The organism is Pseudomonas sihuiensis (assembly GCF_900106015.1).
Taxonomy (GTDB): domain Bacteria; phylum Pseudomonadota; class Gammaproteobacteria; order Pseudomonadales; family Pseudomonadaceae; genus Aquipseudomonas; species Aquipseudomonas sihuiensis.
Map to the genome: position 1 here is coordinate 1,188,658 of NZ_LT629797.1, position 25,416 is coordinate 1,214,073.

Sequence of the window (25,416 nt, forward strand, 5' to 3'; positions counted from 1 at the left end):
TCAGTTGACCTTCACCAGGCCACCCTTGATGGTCAGCATTCCGCCACCGTCCACGGTCTGTTCTGCCGCGGCCTTGTTGGTGAGGCTGACACCGGCGTCGTTGGTCAGGGTGGTGCCGGCCTTGTTGTCCAGGGAAGTGCCGGCCTGATTGGTGAGCGAGGTGCCGGCCTTGTCGGTGAGGGCCATGCCGGCCTGGGTGGTGAGGTTCTGGTCGCTCTTGGCGGTGAAGTCGCCGCTGCTCTGCAGGGTGAGGGTGCCGGTCACCTTGATGGTGAGGTTACCGTCCACGGTCAGCTCGTAGTTGCCGCTGACGGTGTGGCTGTAGTTGCCGCCAGTGCTGTGGGTCTGGTCGGCACCGACGCTGACGGTGCGGCTGTCCTTTACATCGAGGGTGTCGCTGCCGGTCTGGATGGTCACGGTGCGCTTGCCTTTCTCCAGGGTGATGGTTTCGTCGCCTTCCTTCACCGTGCGGGTGCGGGCGTTCTGCACCGTGAGGGTTTCATCGTGGCCGATGGTTGCGGTGCTGTCGTTGAGCACGTTGACCTTCATGTCCTTCTGCGCCTGGAGGAAGACTTCCTCGGCGTCCTTCTTGTCCTCGAAGCGCAGCTCGTTGAAGCCACCACCGCCCTTGGAGGAATTGGTCTTGATGCCGGATTGGGTCTGGTTGTCCGGTAGGGCGTAGGGCAGGGTGTTGTCGCCGTTATAGACGCAGCCGGTGACCAGCGGGCGATCCGGGTCGCCGTCGATGAAGGTGACGATCACCTCCTGGCCGATGCGTGGGATGAACTGCATGCCGAAGCCCTTGCCGCTCCAGGGCAGCACCACGCGCACCCAGCAGGATGAGGTTTCGTCGTTCTTGCCGTCGCGATCCCAGGGGAACTGGATCTTGATGCGGCCGTACTGGTCGGTCCAGATCTCCTCGCCGGATTTGCCCACCACTTGCGCGGTCTGGGTGTGCATGCGCGGTTTGGGCGTGAGCCGGGGTGGGCGGTAGGCGGTGGCCTTGGGGATGGCCTCGAAACGGTTGCGGTAGTGCTCGTGGCTGGCGTCATGGGTGACCGAGGCCACCACCCAGTCGATGTTGAGGCTGGCGTCGTCATGCCCGGTGAGGGTGAACCAGTGGCCGGGCACCAGCCAGCGGCAGTCGCTCTCGCCGATCAGGCGCTTCTCCTGGCTGCGCAGCCCGTCCACGCGCTGCTTGGTCAAGGCATCGCCCCGCGCCTTGGCGATATAGCCGCCCGGGTGGTCATACATCGACAACGGCCCGGCCACCGCCTCGGCCTGGCTGTAGAGCGAGGTAGTGGGGGTGGTGAAGGCGTAGTCCGTGGCGCTGTACACCCCGCTCACTGCCTGCACGCTGTACTGCGCCGAGCGGATGCCATGCAGCTCACGCACGCCGATGCCCTGGCCCAGGTAGGGCACCTTCGGCCCGTTGGGGATCGGCACGAAGGCATCACTGCTGTCGCCCAGCACCAGCGTGTGCTTGCCGTCTTCGTGGGTGAAGAACCAGAAGATGCCTTCCTCCTCCAGCAAGCGCGAAACGAAGGCGAAGTCCGTCTCGCCATACTGCACGCAATACTCGCGCGGCTCGTAGCTGCCGGAGAGCGACAGCTTGAAGTCGGTAAAACCATGGGCCTTGAAAATGGTGATAACGATGTCGCTGGTGGCGAGATTCTGGAACACCCGGTTGTTGCTGGCCAGCGTCAGCCACCAGAGCCAGGGGCGCAGCACCACCTGGTAGCGGTCGGCCGTGGCGTCGGCGGGGAGCTGGCGAATCTCCGCGACCAGGGCATCGAGGGGGCGCTGGCTGGCGTCGTTGTGCAAGGTGGCGGTGAGATGTGTGGCCACGGCGCCCGATAGCGAAAGCGCGCTGGTGCTGAAGCCCATTAGGTTGAGTTGAGCGAGGTCGTTCAGCATCTCCTGCCCGGAAAAACTTTGCGGATAGAGTTCCGCCAATGCCGGCGCCGTGAGGGAGAGGCTGGTGGTGATATCGATGGCGCGTGTCATTGCCAATTCTGTTCATGTAACGATGAGCCGCCCGATCTTCGACAGCATCGACTGCTTCCAACGCCAAGGGTTTCAATATTCATCGTTTTCCCAGTAGACCTTGGTGGAACTGGACTGGATGCTGGTTGGGGTATTGAGGTGCGCCCGGACCTTGAAACCGTACAAGGCTTTGACAAGGTGATTGTCGGTTACCAGTTTTCCGTTCAGCCAACGCACCTTCACTTCGATGGTATTGATTTCGGCAAATCCGTTTCCCTGGCTCCCGTACAAACGGCTGCTGGTCTGGCTTTGGGTTACGACTGTCAGGAAGCTCGCGGGCCGGTTTCCTTGCAGATAGGGCAGCAAGGTCGAATTCGTGGTGGCCTTGTTGATGGCGGTCGCTGCGGCATTCGATACAGCTGACTCGACCGCGGCTCTGATGTTTGCCAGCGTTGGGATGTGCAGGTGGTCAAATGGCCATGGATTCTCTTCCGAATAGATGTAGAGCTGTATCGCCCTTCGACGATCTCCTGCACGCTCGCCGAAGTCTCCGGCGAGCTGTTTCATCGCCTTGTGCAGGGCTTTTTTCACTTCCGCCGGGTTATCGGCCACGGTGACTTTCTGCTGGATCGCCTTGTCGGTTAGAACGATATCTGCCACGCCCTTGGGTTGGACCGGGTTCTGATTCTTGCCAACGGCATATCGATAATATTGCTCGACCTGCTCGATCTGCCCCAACGATGTGGCGACGAGGTTATTCGCCTGGCCATTCATGTAGTCGAGGACGAACTTTTCGTTGACCGACAAGGCGCCTTTCCCTTCCAGGACATCGCAGATGAGCAGCATTCTGCCGATAGAGTCTTCAAGTGCTTGCAGCTTGTTTCTCAGGCTCATTGACGCTTTTCTCCTTCCCTGAATGACGTGTCTTTATTGATGGAGCTCGCGTGGTGGGTTCAGCCTGCACAACGGTCGGTGATCATGAGCAGCACTCACTCCGCCGACCGCTCCGTAACCTGCACCATCAATCCATACTCGAATCTCGGTCCCGCTTTCCCGTAACCGCTCAGTTTCGGTAGAACACCAGTCCGGTGGGGGAAAACAGGAAGACTGTGTCGTCGGGGGGCGCCGTCGTAGCCGTCGTCACTGGAGATGACGATCGTGCGCCCGGCGTTCCGTGCGAGTTGGCTGTATCCGGCTCGGCACCGGGTGCAAGGGGCTACGCTCTGGCGTATGACGATATCGCTGACTGCTCCACTGATCTGGGCGACCATGGCGTCGGTGAACAGGGTGTTCTCGTAGCACACGGCTGCTCCGGTCTTGTGATCGACGAATACGTCGGTGATGCTCAGCGGGCTGCCACCGGGCACGTAGAGGGCAATATGAAAGGAGATGCCATCTGCAATCCCGCCACGTCGGGTTCGAGTGGCAGGCTTCAGGCGTAGCCCTTCCGCAGCGTTCATCATTTTGGTCAGCACTGTGCCATTGGGCATTCCAGTCTTGCCACGACGGTCATGATTGACGCCGGGCCCCACCAGGGTCGCCATATTGATTCCTTTCCCTTGGGTAGTGTTTATTCCGCAGAGGTCGCTCCAATTCATAGTTGGCTCCTATTCTTCCCCGTTAGCCGTTCCGGCGAGCGGCGTTCGTCAATCGCCGAGTCGAAAATCGAATGGCTTCTTTTTCGCTCCTTTGTGGCGTTCCTGCGGCCTTCCCGGCCTGGCTCTGACGCGACGCTTACTTCGCTTTCCTCCTTGTGTTACCGCGTACTCACTCCAACACCCACTCCGCCAACTTCCCCGTCACCTGCGCCATCAGTACATTCTCGATATCCCTTGCTCCGGCCGAACTGCACTTGGCGAGCACTGCCTTGACGATGGCCGGGTCGAAGTCGAACTGCTTGCCGGTGGCGGCCTTGTAGCGTTCGCGCAGTTTTTCCAGCTTGGCCAGGACGATGCCTTCCAGCGTGGTCTCATCCAGTGGGCGGTAGGGCACGACGGTCATGCGGGCCAGGAAGGCGGGGCGGAAGGCCTGTAGAAGCACCTTGCGCAGGCGTTCGTTGAAGGCGTCGCTGCCAAGCTGGTCGGTGGGGGTGTCCAGTACCAGTTCGGCGCCGACGTTGCTGGTGGCGAGCATCACGGTGTTCTTGAAGTCCACCACCAGGCCGGTGCCGTCTTCCATCACGCCCTTGTCGAAGACGTTGTAGAAGGCTTCCAGCACGTCGGGGTGGGCTTTTTCGATTTCGTCCAGCAGCACCACCGAGTAGGGGCGGCGGCGTACGGCTTCGGTGAGCACGCCGCCGCTGCCGTAGCCGACGTAGCCGGGCGGGGCGCCCTTGAGCTGGCTGACGGTGTGGGCCTCCTGGTACTCGGAGAGGTTGATGCTGATGAGGTTGCGTTCGCCACCGTAGAGGGCGTCGGCCAGGGCGTAGGCGGTTTCGGTCTTGCCGACACCAGTGGGGCCCACCAGCAGGAAAACGCCCACCGGCTTGGCCGGGTCGGTAAGACCGGCGCGATAGGCCTGGATGCGCTGGGCGATGGTGGCCAGGGCGCTGTTTTGGCCCATGACCCGCTGCCCCAGGCGCTGACCGAGGGTACGCACGGCATAGGCTTCGTCGGCGAGCATCTTGCCAATGGGGATGCCGGTCCAGCCGGCGATCACCGCCGCCACGGTACGTGAATCCACTTGTTCGGGTACCAGCGGATCGTCCTGGCGGATGGCGTCGAGGCCGGCCTCGAGCCGCGCCAGTTCGGCAGCCAGGTAGTCGCTGCGTTCATCCAGGGTTTCGTCGGGCTGGCTGGCATCGGCGCTTTCGCTCAAGGCCAGCAGTTCGCGGCGGGCCTCCAGCAATTCGCGCACGGCTTCGCGTTCTTCGCCCCAGCGGGTTTCCAGCTCGCGAATGGCGCTGCGGTTGCTGGTGGATTCCTGCTCCAGGGCGGTGATGCGTTCGCGGTGGTCGAGGCCGGTGGTCTGTTCGCGGCGCAGGCGTTGCAGTTCTTCGCTCACCGCCACTTCGCGGTGGCGCAGGCTTTCCAGCGGTGGCGGCACGTCGTGTTGGCCTAGGGAGACGCGGGCGCAGGCGGTGTCGAGCACGCTGATGGCCTTGTCTGGCAACTGGCGGCCGGAGATGTAGCGATGGGAGAGCTTGACAGCGTCCTGGATAGCGCTGTCGAGCACCTGCACGCCATGGTGCTGCTCCAGCTTGGCAGCAACGCCACGCAGCATTTCCACGGCGGTGGCTTCGTCAGGTTCTTCCACTTGCACCAGTTGGAAGCGACGGGCCAGGGCGGGATCCTTTTCGAAGTATTTCTTGTATTCCAGCCAGGTGGTGGCGGCCAGGGTGCGTAGTTCGCCACGAGCCAGGGCGGGCTTGAGCAGGTTGGCGGCGTCGCTGCCACCTTCGCTGCCGCCAGCGCCGATCAGGGTGTGTGCTTCGTCGATGAACAGGATGATTGGCTGCTCGCTGCCGCGCACCGCATCGATCACGCCCTTGAGGCGTTGCTCGAACTCGCCCTTGACCCCAGCACCGGCCTGCAACAAGCCGAGGTCGAGTACACGGAGGATGACGTTCTGCAAAGGCGGCGGCACGTCGCCGGCGGCGATACGCAGAGCCAGACCTTCGACCACGGCGGTCTTGCCGACACCGGGAGCGCCCACCAGGATCGGGTTGTTCTGTCGGCGGCGCAGAAGTATGTCGATGCTCTGACGGATCTCCCCGTCGCGCCCGACTATGGGGTCGATGCGCCCGGCGCGGGCGTCGGCGGTGAGGTCCTGGGTGTACTGGTCGAGCACGCTGTCCTGCGAGGCTTCCTGGGCTAGGCGGGCCTTCCCGGCCGGGCCGGGGCCGCCGCTGTATTCGCGGGAGGCTTGCGTCCATTCCAGGAGGTTGGCGCGCAGGGCTTCGCGGGGGATGCGCAGCAGCGAAGAGGCGCTGTTGAGCAGCAGGCTACGGCGCTCGTCGCGGTCGAGCAGGGCGAGCAGCAGCAGGCCGGAGCGGATGCTGGCCTGGCCCTGCACGCTGGCTTGCACCACGGCGTCTTCGAGCAGGCCGATGGTCTGGGCGGAGAGGGCTGGGGTGCGGGTACTGCCGGCCTTGAACAGTTCCAGGGCGCGGTTAATTTCGGTGGCCAGGCTGTCGCGCTCCAGGCCGAAGCGCGGCAGCAACCAGGCGAAATCGCCGCCTTCTATGTCGAGCAACTCGAGCAGCAGGTGCTCGATCTCCACGTAATGGTGAGTGCGTTGCAGGCAGCGCTGCGCGGCGCGTTCCAGCGCACGGCGGCTGTCGGCGTTGAGGCGACCGATCAGCGCGGCGAGTTCCATCAGGGCATCTCCTTGAACCGCAGGCGGATGTCGATGCGTTGCAGGGAGCTGCCGGCGGCCAGGTGCAGCCCGCCGCTCCAGCGTAGACGCGGCGGTTGGCGGCGATCCAGGCGCAGCGGCGCGCTGGGCCTCACCAACAGGCGCAGGTGGCAGTCCATGTCGGGGCCGAGGTAGAGCCCGGCGAGGTCGGCAAGGCGCTGGTGCTGTGCGCCGCCGGGTAGGTAGGTGTTGGCCTGCGCGGTGCTTAGCGGGCCGAGGGTGAGACGGACGCCAGCATGCTCATCCCAAACCCGGGTGCCGGCGATAGCGTCGCGGCCCAGACCGAGGTTGCGCCCGCCGCGTTGTAGACGACTGCGGCTGGCTGGCGGGATATCCCGCCAGGTGCCCTGATAGGCCTCGTAGTCCACTGCCACACCGAACTGGTGGCGCACCAGCACGGCAAAGCCGGCCAGGGAGCGACGCGGGCCGTTGAACAGCGCCGCGCGGGCGGTCAGGGCTGCGTCCGGCAGGTCCATGCGTTGTTGCAGGCTGTGCGGCAGCAGACCGGCCAGAGCCAGGAGTGGCTGATGGACGGGGGCCCGCTCGGGTGGCTGGAAGCCGAGGGCCAGGCGATGACGACTCAGCACCCGGTAGAGTTGAGCGAGCAGGCGATTCTGGAACAGGTCGAGGAATTCCGCCGGGGCGTGGTCCTTGTGGCGGGCTCGCTGCTGCAGCCATTCCTGGTAGGCATAGGGCAGGGGGCCGTCTGGGCCACCGAGGCCGAATACGGCGGTGCTCAGCACCGGCGGCTGCCCCTGCTGTTCCTCCAGGCGTTCCACCTGGCTGGCGGCGAAGGTCGGCGTGAGTGGCCCGCGCAGGCGCAGGGCTTCGTCGTCCGGGCTGCTGCCCTGACCCAGCGGCGTGGCCTCGGGGCGTTCGCGCTCCAGCAGCAACAGGGCCTGGAGAAACTCGAAGGCCTGGGGCTTTTCGCGCAGGCGCCGGCTCAGAGGCTTAGGGGCTTGCCGGCTTGGGGCTGCCATGTCCGGATCTCCTTGTCGGCGTCTACCAGCACCGTACGCACGAAGCGGTTGGGCGTGGCGTAGAGGGAGAAGAACTGCGCCAGTACGGCGGAGAACAGCACAGCGCTGGTGCCAGCGAAATGCTGCGGGTCGAGGCGGACACGCACCTCCAGGCCGTTGCGCCAGCCGCGCCAGGCATCTTCGCCAACCCGCGCCACCACGCGCTCGCAGGTCAGTTCTATCAGGCCTTCCACCTGTCGTCTTGGCCCGGCCTCGTCCCGCAGGTTGTGCAGGTGTAGCAGTTCGCGCAGCGCCTCAAGCGCGTTCGGGCCTTCCACAAGGGACAGGTGATTGAGACTCAGCTGGGACACCAGTCGCCAGCGTGAGGGGCCGGACAGACGCGGCAGGCTTTGAGGTGTCGGCGGGGTCAGCAGGCTGGCCAGCGCCACTGGGCCGGGGCGCTCGAAGCCCAGGCGGGTGCCGGCGGCTAGATTCTCGGCAAGGTGCCGGTTGGTACAAAGGAGCTCGGCGGTGAGGCTGTATTCGGGGGCCTCGTGCAACGGGTCGAAAGCGGTGTCCACCAGGCTGAGCAGCAGGTCGCTACCGGGCCGCGCCAGATTCAGGCCCTGGACGCGACGGGCATGCCAGTACAGACCTTCGCCGGTGTGGCTGTGGCCGTAGTAGGCCGGTACACGGCGCACGCCCTGCGGGGTGGCGGCGCGCAGGGCGCGGATGCTGTGAATCTCCACGCTGTTCTCGCGGTGGGCGTCGGCCACCAGTCGATACTCGCTGCGGGTGCCGTCCGGACGCAAGGGCTCAGAAGTGCGCGGGAACAGGTTGATTGCCGGCGCGCAGCCCAGGCGCAGTTCGCTGGCCTGCAGGTGCGGCCTGCCCAGCGGGGCGCGGTCGAAGGCGATCAGCACCTGGCAGTTACGTCCGCCATCGATCGGTGGCAGCAGCGGCAGATCGAAGAAGGCGAACTTGTCGGGGAAGGCGAAGTACTCTGCCAGCAGGCGCAGGCCGGGGTGTTGGCCGTCTTCGTCAGGCAGCAGCGCCTGGTGGTCGCCGAAGCCCACCGGGACTACATCGCCAGGCACTGCTTGCAGCGGGGCTTCTGGTGCGCCGCTCCACACCCCGAGGCCGTGGGCAGCGAGTAGGTCATAGAGGGTGGCGTTCGTCATCGGTGAAGCGGCGAGGTGAATCCGCAGGCGGCGCACCGCTAGCTCCGCCCAGTCGAATTCGCCCAGGCATTCCAGAGTCAGGCGCAGTGCCGAGCGCGCGCGTGGGTGGCCGGAGAAGGCCACGGCGGCGTCGCCATCCAGCAGGATTGCCTCGCGGATGCGCAGCGGCCAGAGCACCGCCTCGGCGCTGGTTCGCAGGTGCACGCTGGCACCCTCTCGGGTGGTGACGAAAAGTGCTGTGTCACGAGGCAGGGTATAACCCTCGGCGAGGTTGCCCTGAGTCGGGTCTGGCTCGAACTGTACGATGCTGCAGGAGGGAAGGGGTCTCAGGGCCAGTGGGTAGAGTAGCTCCAGCAGGGCGTCGCTAAATTCGGCGTAGTCATCGTCGAGACGCCGGTGGAGCCGTGCGCTAAGAAGCGCGAAGCCCTCCAGCAGCCGTTCGACGTGGGGGTCCGGGCATTCGTCCGGGGCCAGCTCCAGACGTCGCGCCACTTTAGGGTAGCGCTGGGCAAAACCGGCACCGGCGTGGCGTAGCCACGTGAGTTCGCGTTGGTAGTAGTCCAGCAGATCGGCATCAATCGAGTCGCTCATGGCGTACCTCTAGACCGTCGTCGCCGGGGGCGAGGAGGAACAACACAGGCCAGGAGCGGCGACCACCGCGTAGGCGCCCGGCCAGGCGGATGCCGAGGCGCTGGGGTTGGTCGGGCAGCGCCTCGACATCGATCTCGCTCAACTGCAGGCGTGGTTCAAAGTACTGAATGGCAGCGCGTAGTTCTCGCAGCAGAAGACGGCGGTCATCGATCCGCAGGGCTTGCAGGGCAGTCCAATCGGCGATGCCATAGTCGAGCAGCGTGAGCGGCCGGCCGGGCGCTCGTCGGGGGCGACGAGTGTTGAGCAGGCGCGCCAACTCCAGGCGGACGGACTCGGCCAGGGCGTTGCGGTCGAAGTCCGGTGCCTCGTCCAACTGGGTGGAGAGGCGCTCGAACAAGGGGGGTAGCAGTCCGCTGTGCGGCATTGAGCGGTGGTGTCCTTAACTTAGCTGGACTTGACGAGCTTGTTGGCTGCCAGGTCCCAGGTGGAGGCGGCGGTGCCTTCCTTGGTGCCATCGTCCTTCTGCGCGGTGAGCTCCCATTTAATCTTGGTAAAGTTCAGCGACAGGGTTTCCACCGGCTTACCGCCGGCACCACCACTGACGCTGACGTTGGAGAGCACCACGTTATCGAGGGTGTAGATGATGAACGGCAACAACTTGCCATCGCCTTCGGCGGCGTTGCGGCCGATGGTGATCTTGGCTGTGGTGATGGGTTTGCCGGCACAGCAGTATTCGTTGAGCGAGGGAGTGGCGGTATCGACGAACTTGGTGACGGTGAACTCGCCGATGTGCGGCTTGCCGGAGGTGCGCTCCGAGTTGCTGACATCGTTGGTGACCTGCATTGCCACATTGTGGCTGTAGGACATCAACTCGATCTTGTCGGTGTAGCCCTCGAGCAGGCTGTCGCCTTTGATGTCGTCGCCGAGGTCGAGAATGATGGCATCCATCGCGGATAACTCCTGGGTCTGGAAACAGAGTGGATCGTGATGTGGGCGAGCCCCCGCCGAAACGGCCGGCGGGGGCGTCGGGTCAGGCCGCTACAGGCGGCGGTAGGCTGGCCACCAGACGGATCGACGCGGTCAGCTCCTCCAGCTGGAAATGCGGGCGCAGGAACACCGTGGCGCGGTAGACGCCTGGCTTGCCGGCGACTTCCGAGACGTCCACGCGTGCTTCGCGTAGGGGGTACTGGGCCTTGATCTCCTGGGGCGCGTTGTCGTTGATCAACACGTAGTCCGCGATCCAGTTGTTGAGGTAGGTCTGCACGTTGTCGCGAGTCATGAAGCTGCCCACCTTGTCGCGCATGATCACCTTCAGGTAGTGGGCGAAGCGCGATGCTGCCAGCACATAGGGCAACATGGCCGAGATGCGGGCGTTGGCGTTGGCTTCGTTGGTGTTGTAGAGCCTGGCCTTGTTGGTGGTCTGACCGCCGAAGAACACTGCCATGTCGGTGTTTTTCTTGTGGCACAGAGAGATGAAACCGAGGTCGTTGAGTTCCTTCTCGCGGCGATCGGTGATCGCCACTTCGGTCGGGCACTTCAGCGACAGGTCGCCAGACAGGGTGCGGAAGGTGTGTGCCGGCAGGCCCTCCACCGCTCCACCGCCTTCGGCGCCACGGATAGCCGCGCACCAGCCATACTTGGCGAAGGCGCTGGTGATGCGCTGTGCCAGCAGCCAGGCGGCATTACCCCAGAGGTACTTGGAGTGGTCGGTGCCGTTGACGTCCTCGACGTAGTCCATGCCCTCCACCGGATTGGTGTCCGGACCATAGGGCAGGCGCAGGAGGAAGTTCGGCAGCACGAGTGAGACGTAGCGCGAATCCTCGCTCTCGCGGAAGCTGCGCCACTTGATCAGCTCCAGGCTCTCGAAGATCTTGCTGAGGTCGCGAGGCACGGCCAGCTCGGTGAAGCTGTTCATGTCGAACAATTTAGGGTTGGCGGCGGCGATGAATGGCGCGTGGGCAGCGGCTGCGACGTTGGAGAGCTTTTCTAGCAGGGCGACGTCTTGTGGATGGCGGCCGAATGCATAGTCGCCCACTAGCAGACTGAATGGGTGTCCACCGAAGGTGCCGTATTCCTCTTCATAGATCTTCTTGAACAGCGAGCTCTGGTCGAATTCGACGGCCTTCTCCAGATCGTTCTGCAATTCCTTCTGAGTGACGTTGAGCAGGCGCAACTTCAGGCGGCTGCTGGTCTCTGTTTGGTCCACCAGCATGTGCAAGCCTCGCCAGGAGGCCTCCAGCTTCTGCATGTCAGGATGGTGCAGAACCTCGTTGAGTTGGTCGCTGATCAGCTTGTCGATTTGGCTGATGCGGTCGTTGATCATGGCCACGGTGTCCTTGTCGATGGCCATGCCTTCGTCAAGCACCTGAGTGGCGAATTCCGCGAGCATGTCGCGGGCGTAGTCCTGCTGGCTTTCGTCGTGGGCCATTCGGCCCTCGGCAATGATTCGGTCGAGTAGAGTCAGGGTCTGGGTCGTGCTCTCGCTGGAAGCACCGGCTTTGGTGGCCATTACGTCATCTCCGGGTGTTCAAGGGGCGCTCAGGCCTGGGGTTCGGTCGGTGCTTCACCGTCGTCGGAAGCAGGGGTATCGACTGGTGCTTCGACGTCGGCGGTGCCTGCGGCTTGGGCTGGAGATTCGCTCTCTGGGCGTGAGGACTTGATCTCCTGCAGGCCTTCGGTATTGCTCACTACGTCCTGCAACAGTTTGTCGAGGTCATCGTTGCCGTCGAGCTTGGTAAGCAAGTCACGCAAGCGCTGGCGTGCCTCATACAAGCGGCGCAGTGGCGTGATTTGATTGACGATGTTGACTGGGTCGAAGTCGTCGAAGTGGCGGAAGCGCAGCTCAACGTTGAGCTTGCTGCCGTCGCCGCTGATGGTGTTTTCCACCTGCAAAGTGCTGCGCGGTTCGATGGAGGCGAGTACTTCGTTGAAGTTGTCGCGGTCGATCTCGGTGAAGCGGCGGTCGATCAGCTTGGGCAACGGTGTTTCGGGTTTGCCGGAGAGGTCAGCGAGGATACCGACCACGAGAGGCAGTTCCTTTTTTTCGATCGCGTTACCGATTTCGACGTCGTAGGTGATCTGGACCCGTGGCGGACGGATCCGATCCAGCTTGTGTTGCGTGCTCTCAGCCATGTTGGTTGGGCTCCGGGGCAGTACCTGGAGCGCAATGCAGCGGAAGGATCCTATGCTCGCACTCCCTTGCTGGACCGCTACTGCAACGGGGTAGCCGAACACCGAGCCCGTCCTTGACGATCCATCCACATCCGTCATGAGGACGAACTTTCATAGACGCTAGATCAGGTCTATAAATTTGCAAATGTGAAATTCAAGGTGAAGTCTTCATGACACAGGGACGTCCGATTTCCTGCTTTCCTGCTCTGCTGCTTCTAATTCTCATGCTGGCCGGATGTGGTTTTCGAGGCGAGAGAATCGGACTGGATAGCCTGACGCTCGATGTAGCGGAGCGCGCCAATGACGACACGCCCATCGCTGTGGACTTCGTTGCGGTGCACGATCCAGACCTGCTCAAACTGCTGTCCGAGATTCCTTCCAGACAGTGGTTCACCGAGCGAGATCAGTACCGTCGTGACTATCGGCAACTGTTTTCGGTGTGGAGTCTGGAGCTGGTGCCTGGCCAATTTCGCGACGTTCGCGACTTCCCTTTCTCTGGTGACCAGGCGGCTGGACTTTTGGTATTCGCCGGCTATAACACTCCTGGTGCGCACCGTTTGCGCCTGAGCGAATCAGGCCGTGTGTGGCTTCGCTTCGATAGCAGGGAAATGCGTCTGCTGACGGATCGGGATCGCTAGCCAGTTGCGCACGCTGCGTGCATGCCAAACAGCGGATGTCGAAGGGGAGTGGTATGAAGGTGTTGCCGGATGCAGTCTGCTGGCACGAGGGCATGCAACTGTTGCCTCAGCATTTCCAACTGCAGGGGATACGCGCTGAGGTTATCGCTGCGCTCTGCGCCAGAGCCGGCAATCCTTGGTTCTGGGGGGTGGCCGAATTGGAGGTCGACCCTGCCGCACTGAGTACCGGCCTGGTACGTATCCAATCCCTTGAGGCGATCCTGCCAGATGGCTTGCCCGTCAGTGTGCAACCGGGTGGCGGCAGGGTTCTTGAGTTCGATGTGGGACCTGCTGTGGCAGCTTCAGTCAATGCCAGCGTGACCGTCTACCTGGCAGTCAACCCTCTTGGCCGCAGCGGCCAGGTACTGCCCCTCAACGGACGATTGCAATCACATCTCGCAGAGGCGGTACCTGATCTTGCCAGCGGCGAGCATCCAGAGCCGATTCTCGTCTGGCGCCCCAATCTACGCTTGGTGACTGATAGCGACAGGGCTGATTCTATTTGTCTACCTCTGTTGCGGATCTCCAACGAGGGTGGTGGATTCGTCAGGCAACCCTACGTGCCACCTATGGGATTGATCCTGCCCGAGTCTGACCTGGGTCAGATGGTCTCTGCGCTATGCGCAAGGGGGCGAGAAAAATGCCTGTTCCTCGCCGGACGGTTGCGTCAAGCCGAGCAAGCGGGAAATCGTGATGATACGCAGGAACTCAGACGGCAATTGACGGCGCTGTGGGCCCGTCTCCCGGAAGTTGAAGTCGCTTTGAACAGTCGAGCGGCTACTCCAGCGAATCTGCATGGCTTACTGGCCGGATTGGCAGGAGCATGGAGTGCATTGGATCCATTGAACGGCGTGCCAGCATTCGCACCTCTTGATTTTCTCGAACTCAAGCGAGGCTTCGACGAAGTAATCGAGTGGCTACACCGGAACCTGGACAGCATCCGCGTCGGTTACCGTTGCTTGGTATTCGAGCATTCCGAGCAAGGGTTTTCGATTGATTTGCCAGATACCCAGACAGGTCGTCAGCGCCTTGTTGTGGGGCTGCGCATGCCGACGGGCTCTGGGCAGGAAGCTGCGCGGGCATGGCTGGGACAGGCAGTGATCGCCTCGCGACAACACGTACCGACGCTCGTACAGCAGCGCATGAGCGGTCTGCCTCACCAGCCCATGAACCGCCACGAACGAGCCGCGTACGGTGTGGGTGAGGAAACTCACCTTTTTCTGATTCAGGCTTCCGGTGACTGGTTCGATCCGGAGCAACCACTTTGCCTGGCGGTTACCTCTCAGAGGGTGAGTTCAAGTCCCTGGCAGGTTCTTCTATTTACGACCGATAGCCACTGAAATCAGCCTTCCCAAGCCAAGGATGCATAGATGTCGCAAAGGAGCGTTTCTCTTTACCCCCCAGAGTTTGGAGAGGCACCTCTGAGCCAGGCTTTTCGCGAAGCCTGGATCGAATGGCGAGAGGTTTGGGATGGTGTGGCAGGACTGAGCAACCCTGGCAACGAACAGATCGAACGCATGGCAGAGGCCACGATCCTCGTGGTTCGCCGTCTCTGGCGCAGCGCATTTGCCAGTGTCGGCGCATCCTCCTCGAGCCAGGTCAAGGCGATGGTCTATGCATTCGTCGCCCTGGTTGATGAACGGCTCTTGTTCGATGACTGGCCAGGCAGATCGGCATGGCAGCCACGTCCGCTTGAAACGCGCTTGTATGGTTCGCGCAATGCAGGTGAGCGACTGCCACGCGCCATTCACAAACTCCTCAAGGAGCGTGCTCCGGCCTCTCGTGATCTGGCTAACGTCTACCTCCAGTGTTTGATTCTTGGCTTCTATGGCGGCTTGCGTAGCGACCGCGGTCGGGCGCTGCATGCGCGCTGGCGGCATGCACTTTTCACCTTCGCCTGGCAACGTGAGCCAGCGGTGAATGGCGCGATGAGCAGCCTGGCACGGCCGAGCCGTGCTGCGCCTTTACGTCTACCCATGAGGCGAGTGCTGCCAGATGGTATGCGCCTGGGACTGGCTATCTGCGGGTTGCTGGTGGTTCTGAGCACGGTCGGACACTGGATGTGGAGTGACATTCAGTCGGAGCTGACCCCCTTGATGCATCTGATCACCATGGACGACGGTGGGAGCCCGGTTGAATGAGCGCTCTCGCGATCGTTCTCAGCGTGGTAGGTATTCTCCTGCTGCTTGTAGCCCTGGCTGCTTTGTTCTGGTGGTTGCGTACTCAATCCGGTATGGCGATTCGTAGCTTCTATGCCGCGGTACGCAGGATGGAACAGGAACAGGGGATCGAGTCGCGCTATCAGGTTCCTTGGCTGATGCTGCTCGGCGATCCGCGGGAGGGTAGCCAGCTCTGTAGCGATTGGCAGCTCACGCCTGTTGGACGTCCGGCCTGGCTCGGTCGGTGGTGGGCCGACCAGGATGGCGCCGTACTGGTGGTGCCTCAAGGCGTATTCCTGCCCGGCGATGGCAGTACTGCCTCTACCTTCGTCTGGCGTCGTCTGCTCAGTATGCTGCTTAGGCTGCGTGGCCAGCGTCCTTTGGATGGCGTGATCTGGAACATCCCACTTGGCCAGTTGCAGGACGGAGCCCAGAGTGCCGCCGACGTGGTTATTCTGCGCCGTCGCTTCGGTGAGTTGCTTCAGCGTCTTGGTCTGGGGCTTCCGGTGTATGTCCTGATTACGGGCTTCGAGGAAATGCCGGGGTTTCAGGAGCTGGTAGCCGCACTTCCTGAAGAAGGCCGTGAGCGTCTGTTGGGGTGGTCATCATCCTATGGGCTGGATGCCGGCTGGCAGAGTTATTGGCTCGATGATGCGCTGGAATCTGTAGTTCAAAGCTTGCAGGCAGCCATCATTGAGGTCGGTACTTTGAAAGGCGAGTTGGCTGAGGATTTATATCGCCTGCCTGATCTGTTGCTGGCTCTCAAGGGCAACCTGCGTAACTTGCTGGAGCCCGTTTTTCAGGGCAATGCCCAAGGCGAGGCTCCAAGATTGCGCGGCCTCTATCTGGGGGCCTCACAGGCACGTGAAGAATCGAATGCCGAGCAGCTCTATCCTGGTGAGCAGCCTGCGATGCAAGGGGCATTCACTCAGCTGCTGTGGCGGCAGCGGCTGCTAGCCGAACAGGGGTTGGCACAGGCTCTTCCGCGCGTGCTGCGCCTACGTCAGCGTTGGCAGAAAACAGTGGGCGGCGTTGCCGCGGTGCTGGCTCTCTGCTGGCTGGTGGGCATGCTGTGGGTATGGCAGGCAAGACAGCAGGATGCGCGTGAGTTGAGTCGCCTATTGGAGGAGGTGCATGCCGGGCACGTGAGCCTGCGAGCCCCCGAGCGTCGTCAGGAGCAAGCCCGGCTCAATGTTCAGGGGTTCTGGATGCTGCTGCAGCGAGCCCCCCGCTGGCATTTTTCATCGTTGGTCTACCCCACCTCCTGGGGCTCTTCGCTGGATACCCAGATGGACCTGCTATTGCGTGGTATGGCTCGCCGCGAGGCGCTGGTGCCACTGCAGCAACTGCAGGAGTACCAGCTCAAGACGTTGCTGGATATCCGCAACGAGCAACGTCGCCCGGATGTCGAAAGCGCCCAGCCGGATCAGTGGCCGAACTATGTGAAGGCTCGCACCTTGGCTGAGGGCGTTGTAAGCCTGGAGCGGCACAATCGTCTGCTCAACGATACCCTAAGCGGCCAGGAGGGCTTTATCGAGTCACTGACTCAACTCAGCAACGATGCACTGGGACTTAGTCTCGACCCCTCTAGCTTGGCCCGGAGATCCTTTTACGACCAGACCTTGCGGAACCTTGCTGCACCTGGACTGCGCCCCGTGGATCTGGAGCCCAATCGCAGGCAACTCTCTGGACAGTTTCAAACGTTGATGAAGTTTTGGCTGGCGCAGTACTTCCTGGCAGGGAACTTCGTTACGCCTGCCGGTTATCTCAAAAGGAACCTGAACGATCTGGAATATGGCAGGGATACCTCGCTGAACAAGCTTGAGGAAATCAACAGCCTTATCGGGCATCTCGAGGATCTGATCATTCTTACTAATTCCGCATGGAGCCATAGTAGTGGTGAGGAGTTGGTGCCGGGTTACCGCGACCTGATGAACGATGTGAAGCAGAGCCGACTTCTGGGACCAAGCGTTGAAGCCTCCGTTACGCTCGAGGCTGAGCAACTGCGCAAAGGTTTCCACAGTCAATGGATCGAGGGTGCCGCTAGTCGCGACAACCTCCTGCAGCGGCAGGCTGGCGGAACGCTGGTTTTGCAGGAGCACATCAGCAAACTGTCGAGGAGTATCAATGATCTGCTCAAGCGAGATTTTGCGGTAAGCGCAATGCGCCGCACGGATAGCGCCGTTGATACTCGTGGGGTGATCAATTTGACCGAGCAGCAAATGGCTCAGGCACTGGTTTACCAGCAAAGCTACCAGAGCTTTGTGGCTCAGGAGTTGGCGCAGATCTCGCCGGCGTATCGTCCCGGCATGCTTAAGGCTGCTGAACAAGCCGCCGCTATCGCTATGTGGTCAGAGCTGACCTCATCAGGTGGACGCTATATCTACGGATCTTCGGAGAGCCGGTTCAATGTCTCTGTCGAAAAGGCCATGGAGGTCATCCAAGCTTTGGCGGCTCTTGGACGTGCCGATTTGGCCAATACTCTTCAATCCCAGTTGACCTTGCGTGCCATGGCGGATGTAGATGCCGTACTCGCTGACATCGACAGCTTGCCACTGTTCACCGAACGCTACCCGGTGTCCGATTGGGATGGTAAGCCCGATCTGGGACTCAAGTTGTTCCGGGCCACCGATGTGCAGGATCTGAAAGCATCATTATCTCGACAGTTCGCGGAGATCAGTACCAGCATCGACAGGGTCAGACCCGAACTTACGTGGCTGAGGACACAGACAGATTTGCCCCTGTCCCTACAAGACAAGGTGTCGAGGCTTGGCTCGATAATGGATGAAATGCAGAAGTACAAAGCGCAGAACCCCACCAGCGCTCCTGCGTTGTTCGAGCAACTGGTGACCAGGGACCTGGTGGAAGTGGACGTCGACAACTGCCTGCAGGTGCTGTCAACAGCCAGTCTGCCACAGGGCGATGGCGATCTGGCCCGATATACCCGTGGTATTACTGATCAAGTGCACAAGCGCTGCAGTCAGCTGCAGATAAAGGGCGCAGAACAGGCGTGGAGCGCACTGGCGGATTATTTCAACCAGTATTTGGCAGGACGTTTTCCGTTCTCATATAGCCTGGAAAATGGCGATGCTGACCCTGCTCGCGTCAAACACCTGCTGGAGTTGATCGATACTCATCTGGAGGTCGCTGAGAAGGGACTGGTATTAGCATCGCCAGGCAACCGCCTGGCGGCTGAAGATTTCCTCTCTCGGATGAAGCAGGCCAGAAGTTGGCTTGGCCCAATGTTCATACGCGACAAATCCGGGACAATTGGCGTGGAGCTTGAAGTGCGTTGGCGAACGGATCGCGAGGACGAGCGGGGCGCCGATCAGGTAATTGCCTGGACTCTGAATGGAGCGGGGCACCAGATCAGTCATCCAGGCGAGTCTGGCCAACGCCTGCACTGGAACGTTGGTGATCCGCTGCAGCTTGTGTTGCGCTGGGCGCGCGACAGCAGCCAACGACCGGTGATAGATCCGTTGCAGCCCAGCATGGCCGTGAATGGCCTTGAAGCGGGTTGGGAGTATCGTGGCCCTTGGGCTTTGCTGCGTATGATGCGCTCGCACGTGGTACCCCAACGTCTGCCGAACATGGACTACACGGACTTTCCTCTCACCTTGCAGGTTCCTGTTCGGGGAGCGCTGGATGCCAGCCCGCAGGCTCAAATGTTCATTCGCCTGTCACTGCTTGGTCAGGGCAGCAAGCTACCCCTGTCAATCCAGCCTCTACCTGTCGCCGCACCCAGTTCGCCATTCTCCAGCTTCCAGCTCCAGGCTTTGCGAAGTGAGGTGGTGGAACCATGACATCCGAGTCTATCGAACAGTATCTGGAACCCATTCCCGGTGACACCGTTTGCGGCCCCAGTCTGCGTTACGAGGGCGCTTGGGATCGCCTGCGAGAACTACGGCGTGAGGATGATGCGAGTCTGCCAACCGGTGTCTGGCAAAGCGACCTCAAGCGCGGGGACTGGGCCGCATTGGAGGCGTTGGCAGGTGATCTACTGCGAGGTCGCAGCAAGGATCTGATGATTGCCGTTTGGCTGGGCGAAGCCTGGATACATCGCCGCGGGCTCGCCGGGGTGAGTGCTGCACTGGAGTTGCTGACAGGGTTATGCGAACGCTATCCGGATACTCTGCATCCGCAGCCAGAGGAAGGTGACCGTAGCTGGCGTGTCTTTCCCCTGGAGTGGATGGTTCGTCAATACAGCGCCACTTTGCTGATCCAGACGCCGCTCTTTGGCATCGATGCGCAAGAGTTCGCGCACGTGACCCTGCACGACTGGCTGCAGTTGCAGCAACGTCAGGTGCAAATGAGTGACAGCAAGCAGGACAAGATCGCGGCAGAAACGGCCCGACTGGAATATCGCAAGCTACATGAAAGGCTCAGGCATACACCAACGAGTCATTTCATCACTGCTGATGTTGAGCTGCAGGCCGCTCTCGCGGCTCTCGAACGGTTGGAAAACTGGAGCGACGGCTGGCTGGCTGAGTTGGCCCCCAGCTTCGGTGCCCTGCGTCAAACACTGACCAGCCTACGTGCTCAGATCGAGGAGTTCGTTCCGATGTCAGAACACATCCCTTCAACCGAGCCAGAGATCGTTGCCGTAGTGGACGGGCCGACTGCCGAGCCCTCTACACCTTCGCTGCCTATGGCTGGTATGCCCAGCAGTCGTGAGCAGGCCTATCGCCATCTTGCGCAGATCGCCGACTACCTCGCCAGAACCGAGCCACATAGCCCGGTGCCTTATGTCATTCGTCGGGCCGTGGAGTGGGGCAACCAGCCGCTTGGCGAGTTGCTGGACGAGTTGATCAGCGCCGATGCCGAATCCAGGCGGCTATGGAAGCTGCTTGGGGTGCTTAAGTAAAGCGGTGTCAGGCTCGGTATGTTCGCCGATGCGCTGGTGGAGGAATTTACCCCGTTAGCACAGGCGTCTCTAAGTAATGGCTAGCAGCCGAGGTTCAGAGATCCCGGACCCCATTCCTATGGGAAGATGTGATTTCCGTTCGCTTACTCCAATCCTCTATTGGCTCAGCTCTGAGTAGAACCGAAAGCAGTCAATCCGGCGCAGACCAAAGGTTCCGCAGTTCGATAGATCCCCCTTGAAATTCGCAGGCTGCAGAAAATCTTAGCTGTGCTGTTTACGGAAAAGCCGCTTTTAAGTCGCTGTTTTTATGAGAATTCCTCTGAGACTTAAACTCCACCGCCGCTAAAACGGCATACGGATTCGAGTCCAGTCCTAGCACCATTAAAAAACCGTCCATCGAACCGTCTGGGCTGTCGCTACCCTCAAGGCTCAGGCTACCTCTATTGAATTCGGCTCTTCGGCACAATGCCAACTTGCATCCCAAATGGATTGAACACGCTATTGAGGGTCTGCACGGTTGGATTCGACTCGTCATGTTCCAATTGACGAAGGGCGCGCAGTGAAAGTTTGCACATCTGTGCGAAACGGGCCTGCTGCAATCCGGTGATTTCCTTGCGTAATTTGCGCACGGCCTGGCCGATGGTCAACTCGCCCGATGCCAGTTGGGTCTGCATTTCAGTCAGAATACGGTTGCGCTCGATGATATCCATTCAGACAAGCTCCCATCGGTTGAGTCTTTGATGAAGGGTGCGCAGCGCAATACGCGGATGATTCATCGTGGAGTTTGGCAACCCTTGATCGCTCAGTAGGTCGGGAAGGGCCAGGAAGTCTTGTGCTGCGCCTCTGAGTCTTTCATAAAGAACATCTGCGTCGGTCCATTGCGCTAGTGCGGCGCAGGCTTGGCGCCAGTTGACCTCGCCGGCAATTTCTATGGATTGAGGCCATTTTGTGGTGCGAGTGACGCCTTCATCATCCATCACCATGGGCGCAAGGTCGTAGATAGGGGCGAGTTTCAGCCCCGTGCTGTTGCGCAAAATTGAGGTATTGCGGCCGTGATTGTCCGAGTTGCCAAGGATCTGGTTGAGTAAGTCTCGCTGTAGATACTCAAAGATCATGTCGCCAACTTGCGCGCCTTGCCCCGTCTTCTGCCACAGCCGGACCAAGTGATGCAGGACGTCGGTATGCAGCAGGTAGCTGCCCGGCACGGTTACTCCTGCTAGTGAGTACAGGGATTCCATTGCGCTGCGCTCTACGCCTGCGGCGCTGAGATGGCGATCAAAGCGATGCATCCACAGGCTAGGCTTGCGGCCTTCCTCTAGCGCCAGGCCTTCTGCGGGTACGGTATCCAGACCAAGCCGCTGAATGGCCCTGTAGTAGCAGAACTCGCTACGCAGGATGTCCTGGTCGGTCTGCCTGGCCTGGTTTCGCGCGAACTTTACAAACCAGTGGCGGGTTGCTGACTCATCCGGCAAGGCCGCATCCGGGTGCAGGGCGCCTTCTCGGTCTTCAGTCAGTAACAGTTTGGGCGCTTCGCCACCTGCGCCTGTGGCACCACCGATGGCCGCACCCTGCTCGTAGGCGTATTCGAGAAAACGGGCATCGCGGTTGATTACATCCTCGCGAGAGAAGCCTAACAGCGGACTTTCCTGAAGCGCTGCCGCTGCCTCCTTGATACGCAGGTTTCCCACCGGCGCTGGTGCGCACCGACTTAGCAAAAATAAATCCAGTCCAAGATTCTCGGGCTTTTGGTCACCCAGGCGCTGGAGAAGGAAGCGCCTTGCTGCTCCAGCGGGCAGTATGTCGTGCAGGAAGGCAGGCGCTTCGCTTGCTCGATAGGATTCCCAGTCCAACGGCACTGTGACGCTAACTGCGTGCTCAAGGCGGCTGCCAATGTGCTCCAGCGTTTCAAGCAGATATGCCTGCTCATAGCCAAAAGAACATGCCCCCGCCAGACCCGCCTCGGGCTGCTCGAAATTGAGATGCATGGCGTCATGCCAAGCGTGGCCACTGTACAGTTGCAGGGTGAGAGAGTGCATATCGACTCCGGCACTTTAATGCCGTTTAGACTAGTAGCCTTTGCAAATAAAGGCAATAAAATGCCTTAAATTGCTCTGAGGCTGGGTATTAAAGGCACTTTAATGCCCATACCGCGCATGGCGCAGTTTGTGCCGCCTGTGCTTCCGCCATTGGCAATATCCATGGTCACTATCGAGAGCACTGATTTCTGTCTGGCGAGGCATCGGCCTAATGTTGAGCCCAACAGAGATTGAATTGGCTTGGAGGTCATGATGTCCCGTATCGATGTGGTTTCCCTGGTTGGCAGCGCCGTGCCGGCTGAGCTCAGGTCCGACGGTCATATGGCGTGCTGGCTGGTGATGGTGGATGGCCAGCCCAAAGCCGGTCCTTTCGCTTCCCGTGAGACTGCGCTGGCTTGCCAGGCGGTCTGGCTACTGAGCAGCGCTATTCGTCGTGAGGGCGATTCGCTGCTGGCCTGATTCACTGTTTTACCCCGCGCTCGCTCCAGCGCTCCCCTTGGCCCGCCTCTGGCGGGCTTTTTCTTGCTCGCCGGTTAGAATGGCGATCATTTTTTGAAGGGGCGCAGCGTGGCCAGGTGGGACATCTTCTGCAGCGTGGTGGATAACTACGGTGATATCGGCGTGACCTGGCGGTTGGCCCGACAGCTGGCGGCCGAGCAGGGGCATGTTGTGCGCCTGTGGATCGACGAGTTGGGCGCCTTCGTACGCTTGTGCCCCGAGGCCAGTGTCGATGCTGAATGCCAACGCTGGAGCGGTGTCGAGGTGCGCCTGTGGCGTGAGCCGTTCCCTGCGGTTGAGCCTGCGCAGGTGGTGATCGAGGCCTTCGCCTGTCAGTTGCCGTCTGCTTATATCGAGGCGATGGCGGCCAGCGGCACGCGCCGCTTGTGGCTGAATCTGGAATACCTCAGTGCCGAAGACTGGGTAGCAGGCTGCCATGGCCTGCCATCACCGCAGCCCGGAGGCTTGCAGAAGTTCTTCTTCTTTCCTGGATTCGTGGAGGGCGCGGGCGGTTTGCTGCGCGAGGCCGATCTGCTGGCGCGGCGACGCGCCTTTCAGGCAGACGCGCAGGCGCAGCAGGCGTTCCTGCAGTCGCTTGGCGTGATAAGGGAAGCCGGGGCGCGACTGATTTCGTTGTTCGCTTATGAAAATGCGGGGCTGGCGGGCTGGCTTGATGCGCTGGCAGCCGATTCGCAGTCGACTCAATTGCTGGTGCCGCAGGGCAAGGTTTTGGCGAATCTGCAGGCCTGGCTGGGCGAGGCGCAGTTGGTGCCAGGTGATCAGCGGCGGCGCGGCAATCTGCTGATCCATGTGCTGCCTTTCGTGGCGCAGGATGACTACGACCGCCTGTTGTGGTGCTGCGACCTCAACGCGGTGCGTGGCGAGGACTCCTTCGTGCGAGCGCAATGGGCGGGGCGGCCGCTGCTCTGGCACATCTACCCGCAGGAGGAGCGGGCGCACTGGGACAAACTTGAGGCGTTTCTGGCGATTTATAACGCCGATCTGATGCCTGAAGCCGCTGCCGTTCAGGCTGAATTCTGGCGAGCCTGGAATGCGGGGGAAGGGATGGAAACGGCCTGGCCTGCGCTTCTCGAGGTATGGCCGGTACTGCAGCGACACGCCGAGCACTGGTGTGACGATCAGGCCGCTCGGTCGGATCTTGCCACGACGCTGGAACAGTTTTACCTAAATTGGCTATCATACGCGGCCTAGATTTCTGTACCTCCCGCATATTTCGGATATTCGCATGAAAACTGCACAAGAAATGAGAGTCAACAGCGTGGCCCTGATCGATGGCCAGCCGTGGCTGATCCAGAAGGCCGAGTTCACCAAGTCCGGTCGTAACAGCGCCATCGTCAAGATGAAGCTGAAGAACCTGCTCAACGGTTCCAAGACCGAGACCGTCTACAAAGCCGACGACAAGATGGAGCCGGTGATTCTCGAGCGCAAGGAAGTGAACCTGTCCTACATCAGCGGTGAGGACTACGTGTTCATGGATCCGGAATACAACTCCTACGAGCTGCGTTCCGAAGATCTGGAAAGCGTTCTGCCGTTCATCGAAGAAGGCATGAGCGACGTCTGCGAAGCCGTGTTCTTCGAAGGCAAGGTGATCTCCGTCGACCTGCCGACCACCATCGTGCGTCAGGTTGTCTACACCGAGAACGCTGCTCGTGGCGACACTTCCGGCAAGGTCATGAAGCCTGCCAAGCTGCGCAACGGTACCGAGATCAAGGTTGCCGAGTTCGTCGACATCGACGACTGGATCGAGATCGATACCCGTGACGGTTCCTACAAGGGCCGCACCCAGGCTCCGGCCTGAGCCTAAGCTGTACGAGAAACCCGGCCCAGGTGCCGGGTTTTTTGTGGCCGTCACGCGGCGGTTTTCGTGGTGCGCGCGGCGCCCCCTGCGGTCGTGATCTTACTGCTGTGGGATGGCCAGGCTGGTTTGCAGTGCCTGGTCCCAGGGCGGCGGAAAGCCGAAGCGCTGCTTCAGGAAGCTCAGCAGCAGGCGTGTCCGCGGGCTGGCTTCGCGCTCCAGGCGCAGGGCGTAGATGCTCACCGGCTCGACGGGTGGCAGGCCCTGTTCGCAGAACAGCGGGATCAGCTCGCCACGTTGCAAATGCTCGCTGCTCATCCAGGTGGGCAGGTGGGCCACGCCAAGGCCGGCGAGGGCGCTGAACAGCAGGGTTTCTGCGTTGTTGCTGGTCTGGCGCAGGCGCTTGGGCTTGCACAGCTGCAGCTTGCCGTCGACTTCGAAACGCCAGGCGTAAGGTGGCGCCAGGCTGTCCCAGTCCAGGCCGTCGTGCTGTTCCAGCTCCAGTGGGCTGCGAGGAATGCCGCGTCGACGTAGATACTCCGGGCTGGCGCAGACGATGCGCGTCATCGACGCCAGCGGCGTGGCCACCAGGCGGCTGTCGGGCAGGGGGCCGATACGCACGACGATATCCACCTCACCCAGGTGTTCGCCCTGCAGGTCGATAAAGCTGTCGATCAGGCGTAGTTGCACGTCCAGGCCGGGGTTTGCGCGCAGGAACTCGGCAATCGCCGGAGCCAAGTGGCGGCGCCCAAAGGGTGAGGGGGCGTCGATGCGAATCAGGCCTTCCGGTGCACTGCTCAGCGATACGGCCTCGGCGCGGGCCAGGTGCAGCTCGGCGAGGATGCGCCGGGCGCGCTCGGCGAACGCCAGGCCCGCCGGGGTGACGCGTACCGCATGAGTGGTGCGACTGAACAGGCTGCTGCCCATGGCACGCTCCAGGGCGTCGATGCGCCGTGCCACTGCCGAAGGCGTGAGCGGATGGCGCCTTGCCGCTGCGGAGAAGCTGCCGGTCTCCAGCACGTCGAGAAAGAGTTCCAGTTGGTCGGTCAGTGCATCGGGGTTCATGGCAGCCTTCTTATGCGAGATAAGCAAAGCCATTGTGCGTTGCTATGCGTTTCCGCG

At 61.3% G+C, this 25,416-nt stretch carries 21 protein-coding genes; 8 read left to right on the plus strand and 13 right to left on the minus strand.

The window, feature by feature from the left end; translation table 11 throughout:
• From tssI to tssB, 10 genes are all read right to left on the minus strand, one after another.
• Window positions 1-2,007 carry a type VI secretion system Vgr family protein gene (tssI, locus tag BLT86_RS05660; protein ID WP_017676978.1) on the minus strand — a complete coding sequence of 669 codons (2,007 nt, stop codon included), beginning with the start codon at window positions 2,005-2,007 and terminating at the stop codon, window positions 1-3.
• Between the two features lie 72 nt (window positions 2,008-2,079).
• Window positions 2,080-2,880 carry a hypothetical protein gene (locus BLT86_RS05665; protein ID WP_017676977.1) on the minus strand — a complete coding sequence of 267 codons (801 nt, stop codon included), beginning with the start codon at window positions 2,878-2,880 and terminating at the stop codon, window positions 2,080-2,082.
• A gap of 95 nt (window positions 2,881-2,975) precedes the next feature.
• Window positions 2,976-3,530: a hypothetical protein gene (locus BLT86_RS05670; RefSeq protein ID WP_021489140.1), complete on the minus strand. Its 555-nt coding sequence runs from the start codon at window positions 3,528-3,530 to the stop codon at window positions 2,976-2,978.
• A gap of 223 nt (window positions 3,531-3,753) precedes the next feature.
• Window positions 3,754-6,303 carry a type VI secretion system ATPase TssH gene (gene tssH / locus BLT86_RS05675; protein ID WP_017676975.1) on the minus strand — a complete coding sequence of 850 codons (2,550 nt, stop codon included), beginning with the start codon at window positions 6,301-6,303 and terminating at the stop codon, window positions 3,754-3,756.
• Window positions 6,303-7,322, minus strand: coding sequence for a type VI secretion system baseplate subunit TssG (gene tssG / locus BLT86_RS05680; protein ID WP_092375223.1), 1,020 nt, complete (start codon window positions 7,320-7,322; stop codon window positions 6,303-6,305). The genes tssH and tssG overlap by 1 nt, the downstream gene beginning before the upstream one ends.
• Window positions 7,286-9,073: a type VI secretion system baseplate subunit TssF gene (tssF, locus tag BLT86_RS05685; protein WP_017676973.1), complete on the minus strand. Its 1,788-nt coding sequence runs from the start codon at window positions 9,071-9,073 to the stop codon at window positions 7,286-7,288. The genes tssG and tssF overlap by 37 nt, the downstream gene beginning before the upstream one ends.
• Window positions 9,057-9,497, minus strand: a complete 441-nt coding sequence (gene tssE / locus BLT86_RS05690) for a type VI secretion system baseplate subunit TssE (RefSeq protein ID WP_017676972.1) — start codon at window positions 9,495-9,497, stop codon at window positions 9,057-9,059. The genes tssF and tssE overlap by 17 nt, the downstream gene beginning before the upstream one ends.
• Window positions 9,498-9,517: 20 nt before the next feature.
• Window positions 9,518-10,021: an Hcp family type VI secretion system effector gene (locus BLT86_RS05695; protein WP_017676971.1), complete on the minus strand. Its 504-nt coding sequence runs from the start codon at window positions 10,019-10,021 to the stop codon at window positions 9,518-9,520.
• A gap of 82 nt (window positions 10,022-10,103) precedes the next feature.
• A complete protein-coding gene (gene tssC / locus BLT86_RS05700; RefSeq protein WP_017676970.1) occupies window positions 10,104-11,582 on the minus strand; it encodes a type VI secretion system contractile sheath large subunit in 1,479 nt (492 codons plus the stop codon).
• Window positions 11,583-11,611: 29 nt separating this feature from the next.
• Window positions 11,612-12,205, minus strand: coding sequence for a type VI secretion system contractile sheath small subunit (gene tssB / locus BLT86_RS05705; protein ID WP_017676969.1), 594 nt, complete (start codon window positions 12,203-12,205; stop codon window positions 11,612-11,614).
• A gap of 209 nt (window positions 12,206-12,414) precedes the next feature.
• Between tssB and BLT86_RS05710 the strand changes: the two genes are divergently transcribed.
• From BLT86_RS05710 to tssA, 5 genes are read left to right on the plus strand one after another with little or no spacing between them, the layout of a single operon-like run.
• Entirely contained in the window at window positions 12,415-12,882 is a 468-nt protein-coding gene (locus tag BLT86_RS05710; protein ID WP_017676968.1) for a hypothetical protein, read from the plus strand.
• 53 nt (window positions 12,883-12,935) lie between these two features.
• Window positions 12,936-14,261: a type VI secretion system baseplate subunit TssK gene (gene tssK, locus BLT86_RS05715; RefSeq protein WP_017676967.1), complete on the plus strand. Its 1,326-nt coding sequence runs from the start codon at window positions 12,936-12,938 to the stop codon at window positions 14,259-14,261.
• Window positions 14,262-14,291: 30 nt separating this feature from the next.
• On the plus strand, window positions 14,292-15,062 hold the full coding sequence (locus tag BLT86_RS05720; RefSeq protein ID WP_026088567.1) for a DotU family type IV/VI secretion system protein: 771 nt from the start codon (window positions 14,292-14,294) through the stop codon (window positions 15,060-15,062).
• On the plus strand, window positions 15,059-18,883 hold the full coding sequence (locus BLT86_RS05725; RefSeq protein WP_092375226.1) for a type VI secretion system protein: 3,825 nt from the start codon (window positions 15,059-15,061) through the stop codon (window positions 18,881-18,883). The genes BLT86_RS05720 and BLT86_RS05725 overlap by 4 nt, the downstream gene beginning before the upstream one ends.
• Window positions 18,880-19,944: a type VI secretion system protein TssA gene (gene tssA, locus BLT86_RS05730; RefSeq protein WP_092375229.1), complete on the plus strand. Its 1,065-nt coding sequence runs from the start codon at window positions 18,880-18,882 to the stop codon at window positions 19,942-19,944. The genes BLT86_RS05725 and tssA overlap by 4 nt, the downstream gene beginning before the upstream one ends.
• 440 nt (window positions 19,945-20,384) lie before the next feature.
• On the opposite strand, the gene BLT86_RS05735 is transcribed toward tssA, so the two are convergent.
• Both BLT86_RS05735 and BLT86_RS05740 read right to left on the minus strand, forming a co-directional pair.
• Window positions 20,385-20,654 (minus strand): helix-turn-helix domain-containing protein, encoded by a 270-nt coding sequence (locus BLT86_RS05735; protein WP_092375232.1) that lies wholly within the window; start codon window positions 20,652-20,654, stop codon window positions 20,385-20,387.
• On the minus strand, window positions 20,655-21,980 hold the full coding sequence (locus BLT86_RS05740; protein WP_092375235.1) for a type II toxin-antitoxin system HipA family toxin: 1,326 nt from the start codon (window positions 21,978-21,980) through the stop codon (window positions 20,655-20,657).
• 252 nt (window positions 21,981-22,232) lie between these two features.
• Here BLT86_RS05740 and BLT86_RS05745 point away from each other — a divergent pair, with 252 nt between their 5' ends.
• The 3 genes from BLT86_RS05745 to efp all read left to right on the plus strand — a co-directional run bounded on the left by BLT86_RS05745 (window position 22,233) and on the right by efp (window position 24,297).
• A complete protein-coding gene (locus BLT86_RS05745) occupies window positions 22,233-22,439 on the plus strand; it encodes a hypothetical protein (RefSeq protein WP_003460255.1) in 207 nt (68 codons plus the stop codon).
• Window positions 22,440-22,547: 108 nt separating this feature from the next.
• On the plus strand, window positions 22,548-23,690 hold the full coding sequence (gene earP / locus BLT86_RS05750) for an elongation factor P maturation arginine rhamnosyltransferase EarP (protein WP_092380321.1): 1,143 nt from the start codon (window positions 22,548-22,550) through the stop codon (window positions 23,688-23,690).
• A gap of 34 nt (window positions 23,691-23,724) precedes the next feature.
• The gene (efp, locus tag BLT86_RS05755) at window positions 23,725-24,297 is read left to right on the plus strand and encodes an elongation factor P (protein ID WP_003460252.1); all 573 of its coding nucleotides are present in this window, start codon (window positions 23,725-23,727) and stop codon (window positions 24,295-24,297) included.
• Window positions 24,298-24,396: 99 nt separating this feature from the next.
• Here the strand turns inward: efp and BLT86_RS05760 are convergent, their stop codons facing one another.
• Window positions 24,397-25,359 carry a LysR family transcriptional regulator gene (locus tag BLT86_RS05760; protein WP_039964599.1) on the minus strand — a complete coding sequence of 321 codons (963 nt, stop codon included), beginning with the start codon at window positions 25,357-25,359 and terminating at the stop codon, window positions 24,397-24,399.
• Between the last annotated feature and the right edge of the window lie 57 nt (window positions 25,360-25,416).

Bases quoted from the DNA above. Each gene is read 5' to 3' on its own strand.
- BLT86_RS05695 (WP_017676971.1), bottom strand. From the start codon at position 10,021: ATGGATGCCATCATTCTCGACCTCGGCGACGACATCAAAGGCGACAGC.
- BLT86_RS05735 (WP_092375232.1), bottom strand. From the start codon at position 20,654: ATGGATATCATCGAGCGCAACCGTATTCTGACTGAAATGCAGACCCAA.
- tssB (WP_017676969.1), bottom strand. From the start codon at position 12,205: ATGGCTGAGAGCACGCAACACAAGCTGGATCGGATCCGTCCGCCACGG.
- tssH (WP_017676975.1), bottom strand. From the start codon at position 6,303: ATGGAACTCGCCGCGCTGATCGGTCGCCTCAACGCCGACAGCCGCCGT.
- tssG (WP_092375223.1), bottom strand. From the start codon at position 7,322: ATGGCAGCCCCAAGCCGGCAAGCCCCTAAGCCTCTGAGCCGGCGCCTG.
- tssF (WP_017676973.1), bottom strand. From the start codon at position 9,073: ATGAGCGACTCGATTGATGCCGATCTGCTGGACTACTACCAACGCGAA.
- efp (WP_003460252.1), top strand. From the start codon at position 23,725: ATGAAAACTGCACAAGAAATGAGAGTCAACAGCGTGGCCCTGATCGAT.
- BLT86_RS05720 (WP_026088567.1), top strand. From the start codon at position 14,292: ATGTCGCAAAGGAGCGTTTCTCTTTACCCCCCAGAGTTTGGAGAGGCA.
- BLT86_RS05740 (WP_092375235.1), bottom strand. From the start codon at position 21,980: ATGCACTCTCTCACCCTGCAACTGTACAGTGGCCACGCTTGGCATGAC.
- tssC (WP_017676970.1), bottom strand. From the start codon at position 11,582: ATGGCCACCAAAGCCGGTGCTTCCAGCGAGAGCACGACCCAGACCCTG.
- tssE (WP_017676972.1), bottom strand. From the start codon at position 9,497: ATGCCGCACAGCGGACTGCTACCCCCCTTGTTCGAGCGCCTCTCCACC.
- BLT86_RS05760 (WP_039964599.1), bottom strand. From the start codon at position 25,359: ATGAACCCCGATGCACTGACCGACCAACTGGAACTCTTTCTCGACGTG.
- BLT86_RS05665 (WP_017676977.1), bottom strand. From the start codon at position 2,880: ATGAGCCTGAGAAACAAGCTGCAAGCACTTGAAGACTCTATCGGCAGA.
- tssA (WP_092375229.1), top strand. From the start codon at position 18,880: ATGACATCCGAGTCTATCGAACAGTATCTGGAACCCATTCCCGGTGAC.
- BLT86_RS05745 (WP_003460255.1), top strand. From the start codon at position 22,233: ATGTCCCGTATCGATGTGGTTTCCCTGGTTGGCAGCGCCGTGCCGGCT.
- tssI (WP_017676978.1), bottom strand. From the start codon at position 2,007: ATGACACGCGCCATCGATATCACCACCAGCCTCTCCCTCACGGCGCCG.
- BLT86_RS05725 (WP_092375226.1), top strand. From the start codon at position 15,059: ATGAGCGCTCTCGCGATCGTTCTCAGCGTGGTAGGTATTCTCCTGCTG.
- BLT86_RS05670 (WP_021489140.1), bottom strand. From the start codon at position 3,530: ATGGCGACCCTGGTGGGGCCCGGCGTCAATCATGACCGTCGTGGCAAG.
- BLT86_RS05710 (WP_017676968.1), top strand. From the start codon at position 12,415: ATGACACAGGGACGTCCGATTTCCTGCTTTCCTGCTCTGCTGCTTCTA.
- tssK (WP_017676967.1), top strand. From the start codon at position 12,936: ATGAAGGTGTTGCCGGATGCAGTCTGCTGGCACGAGGGCATGCAACTG.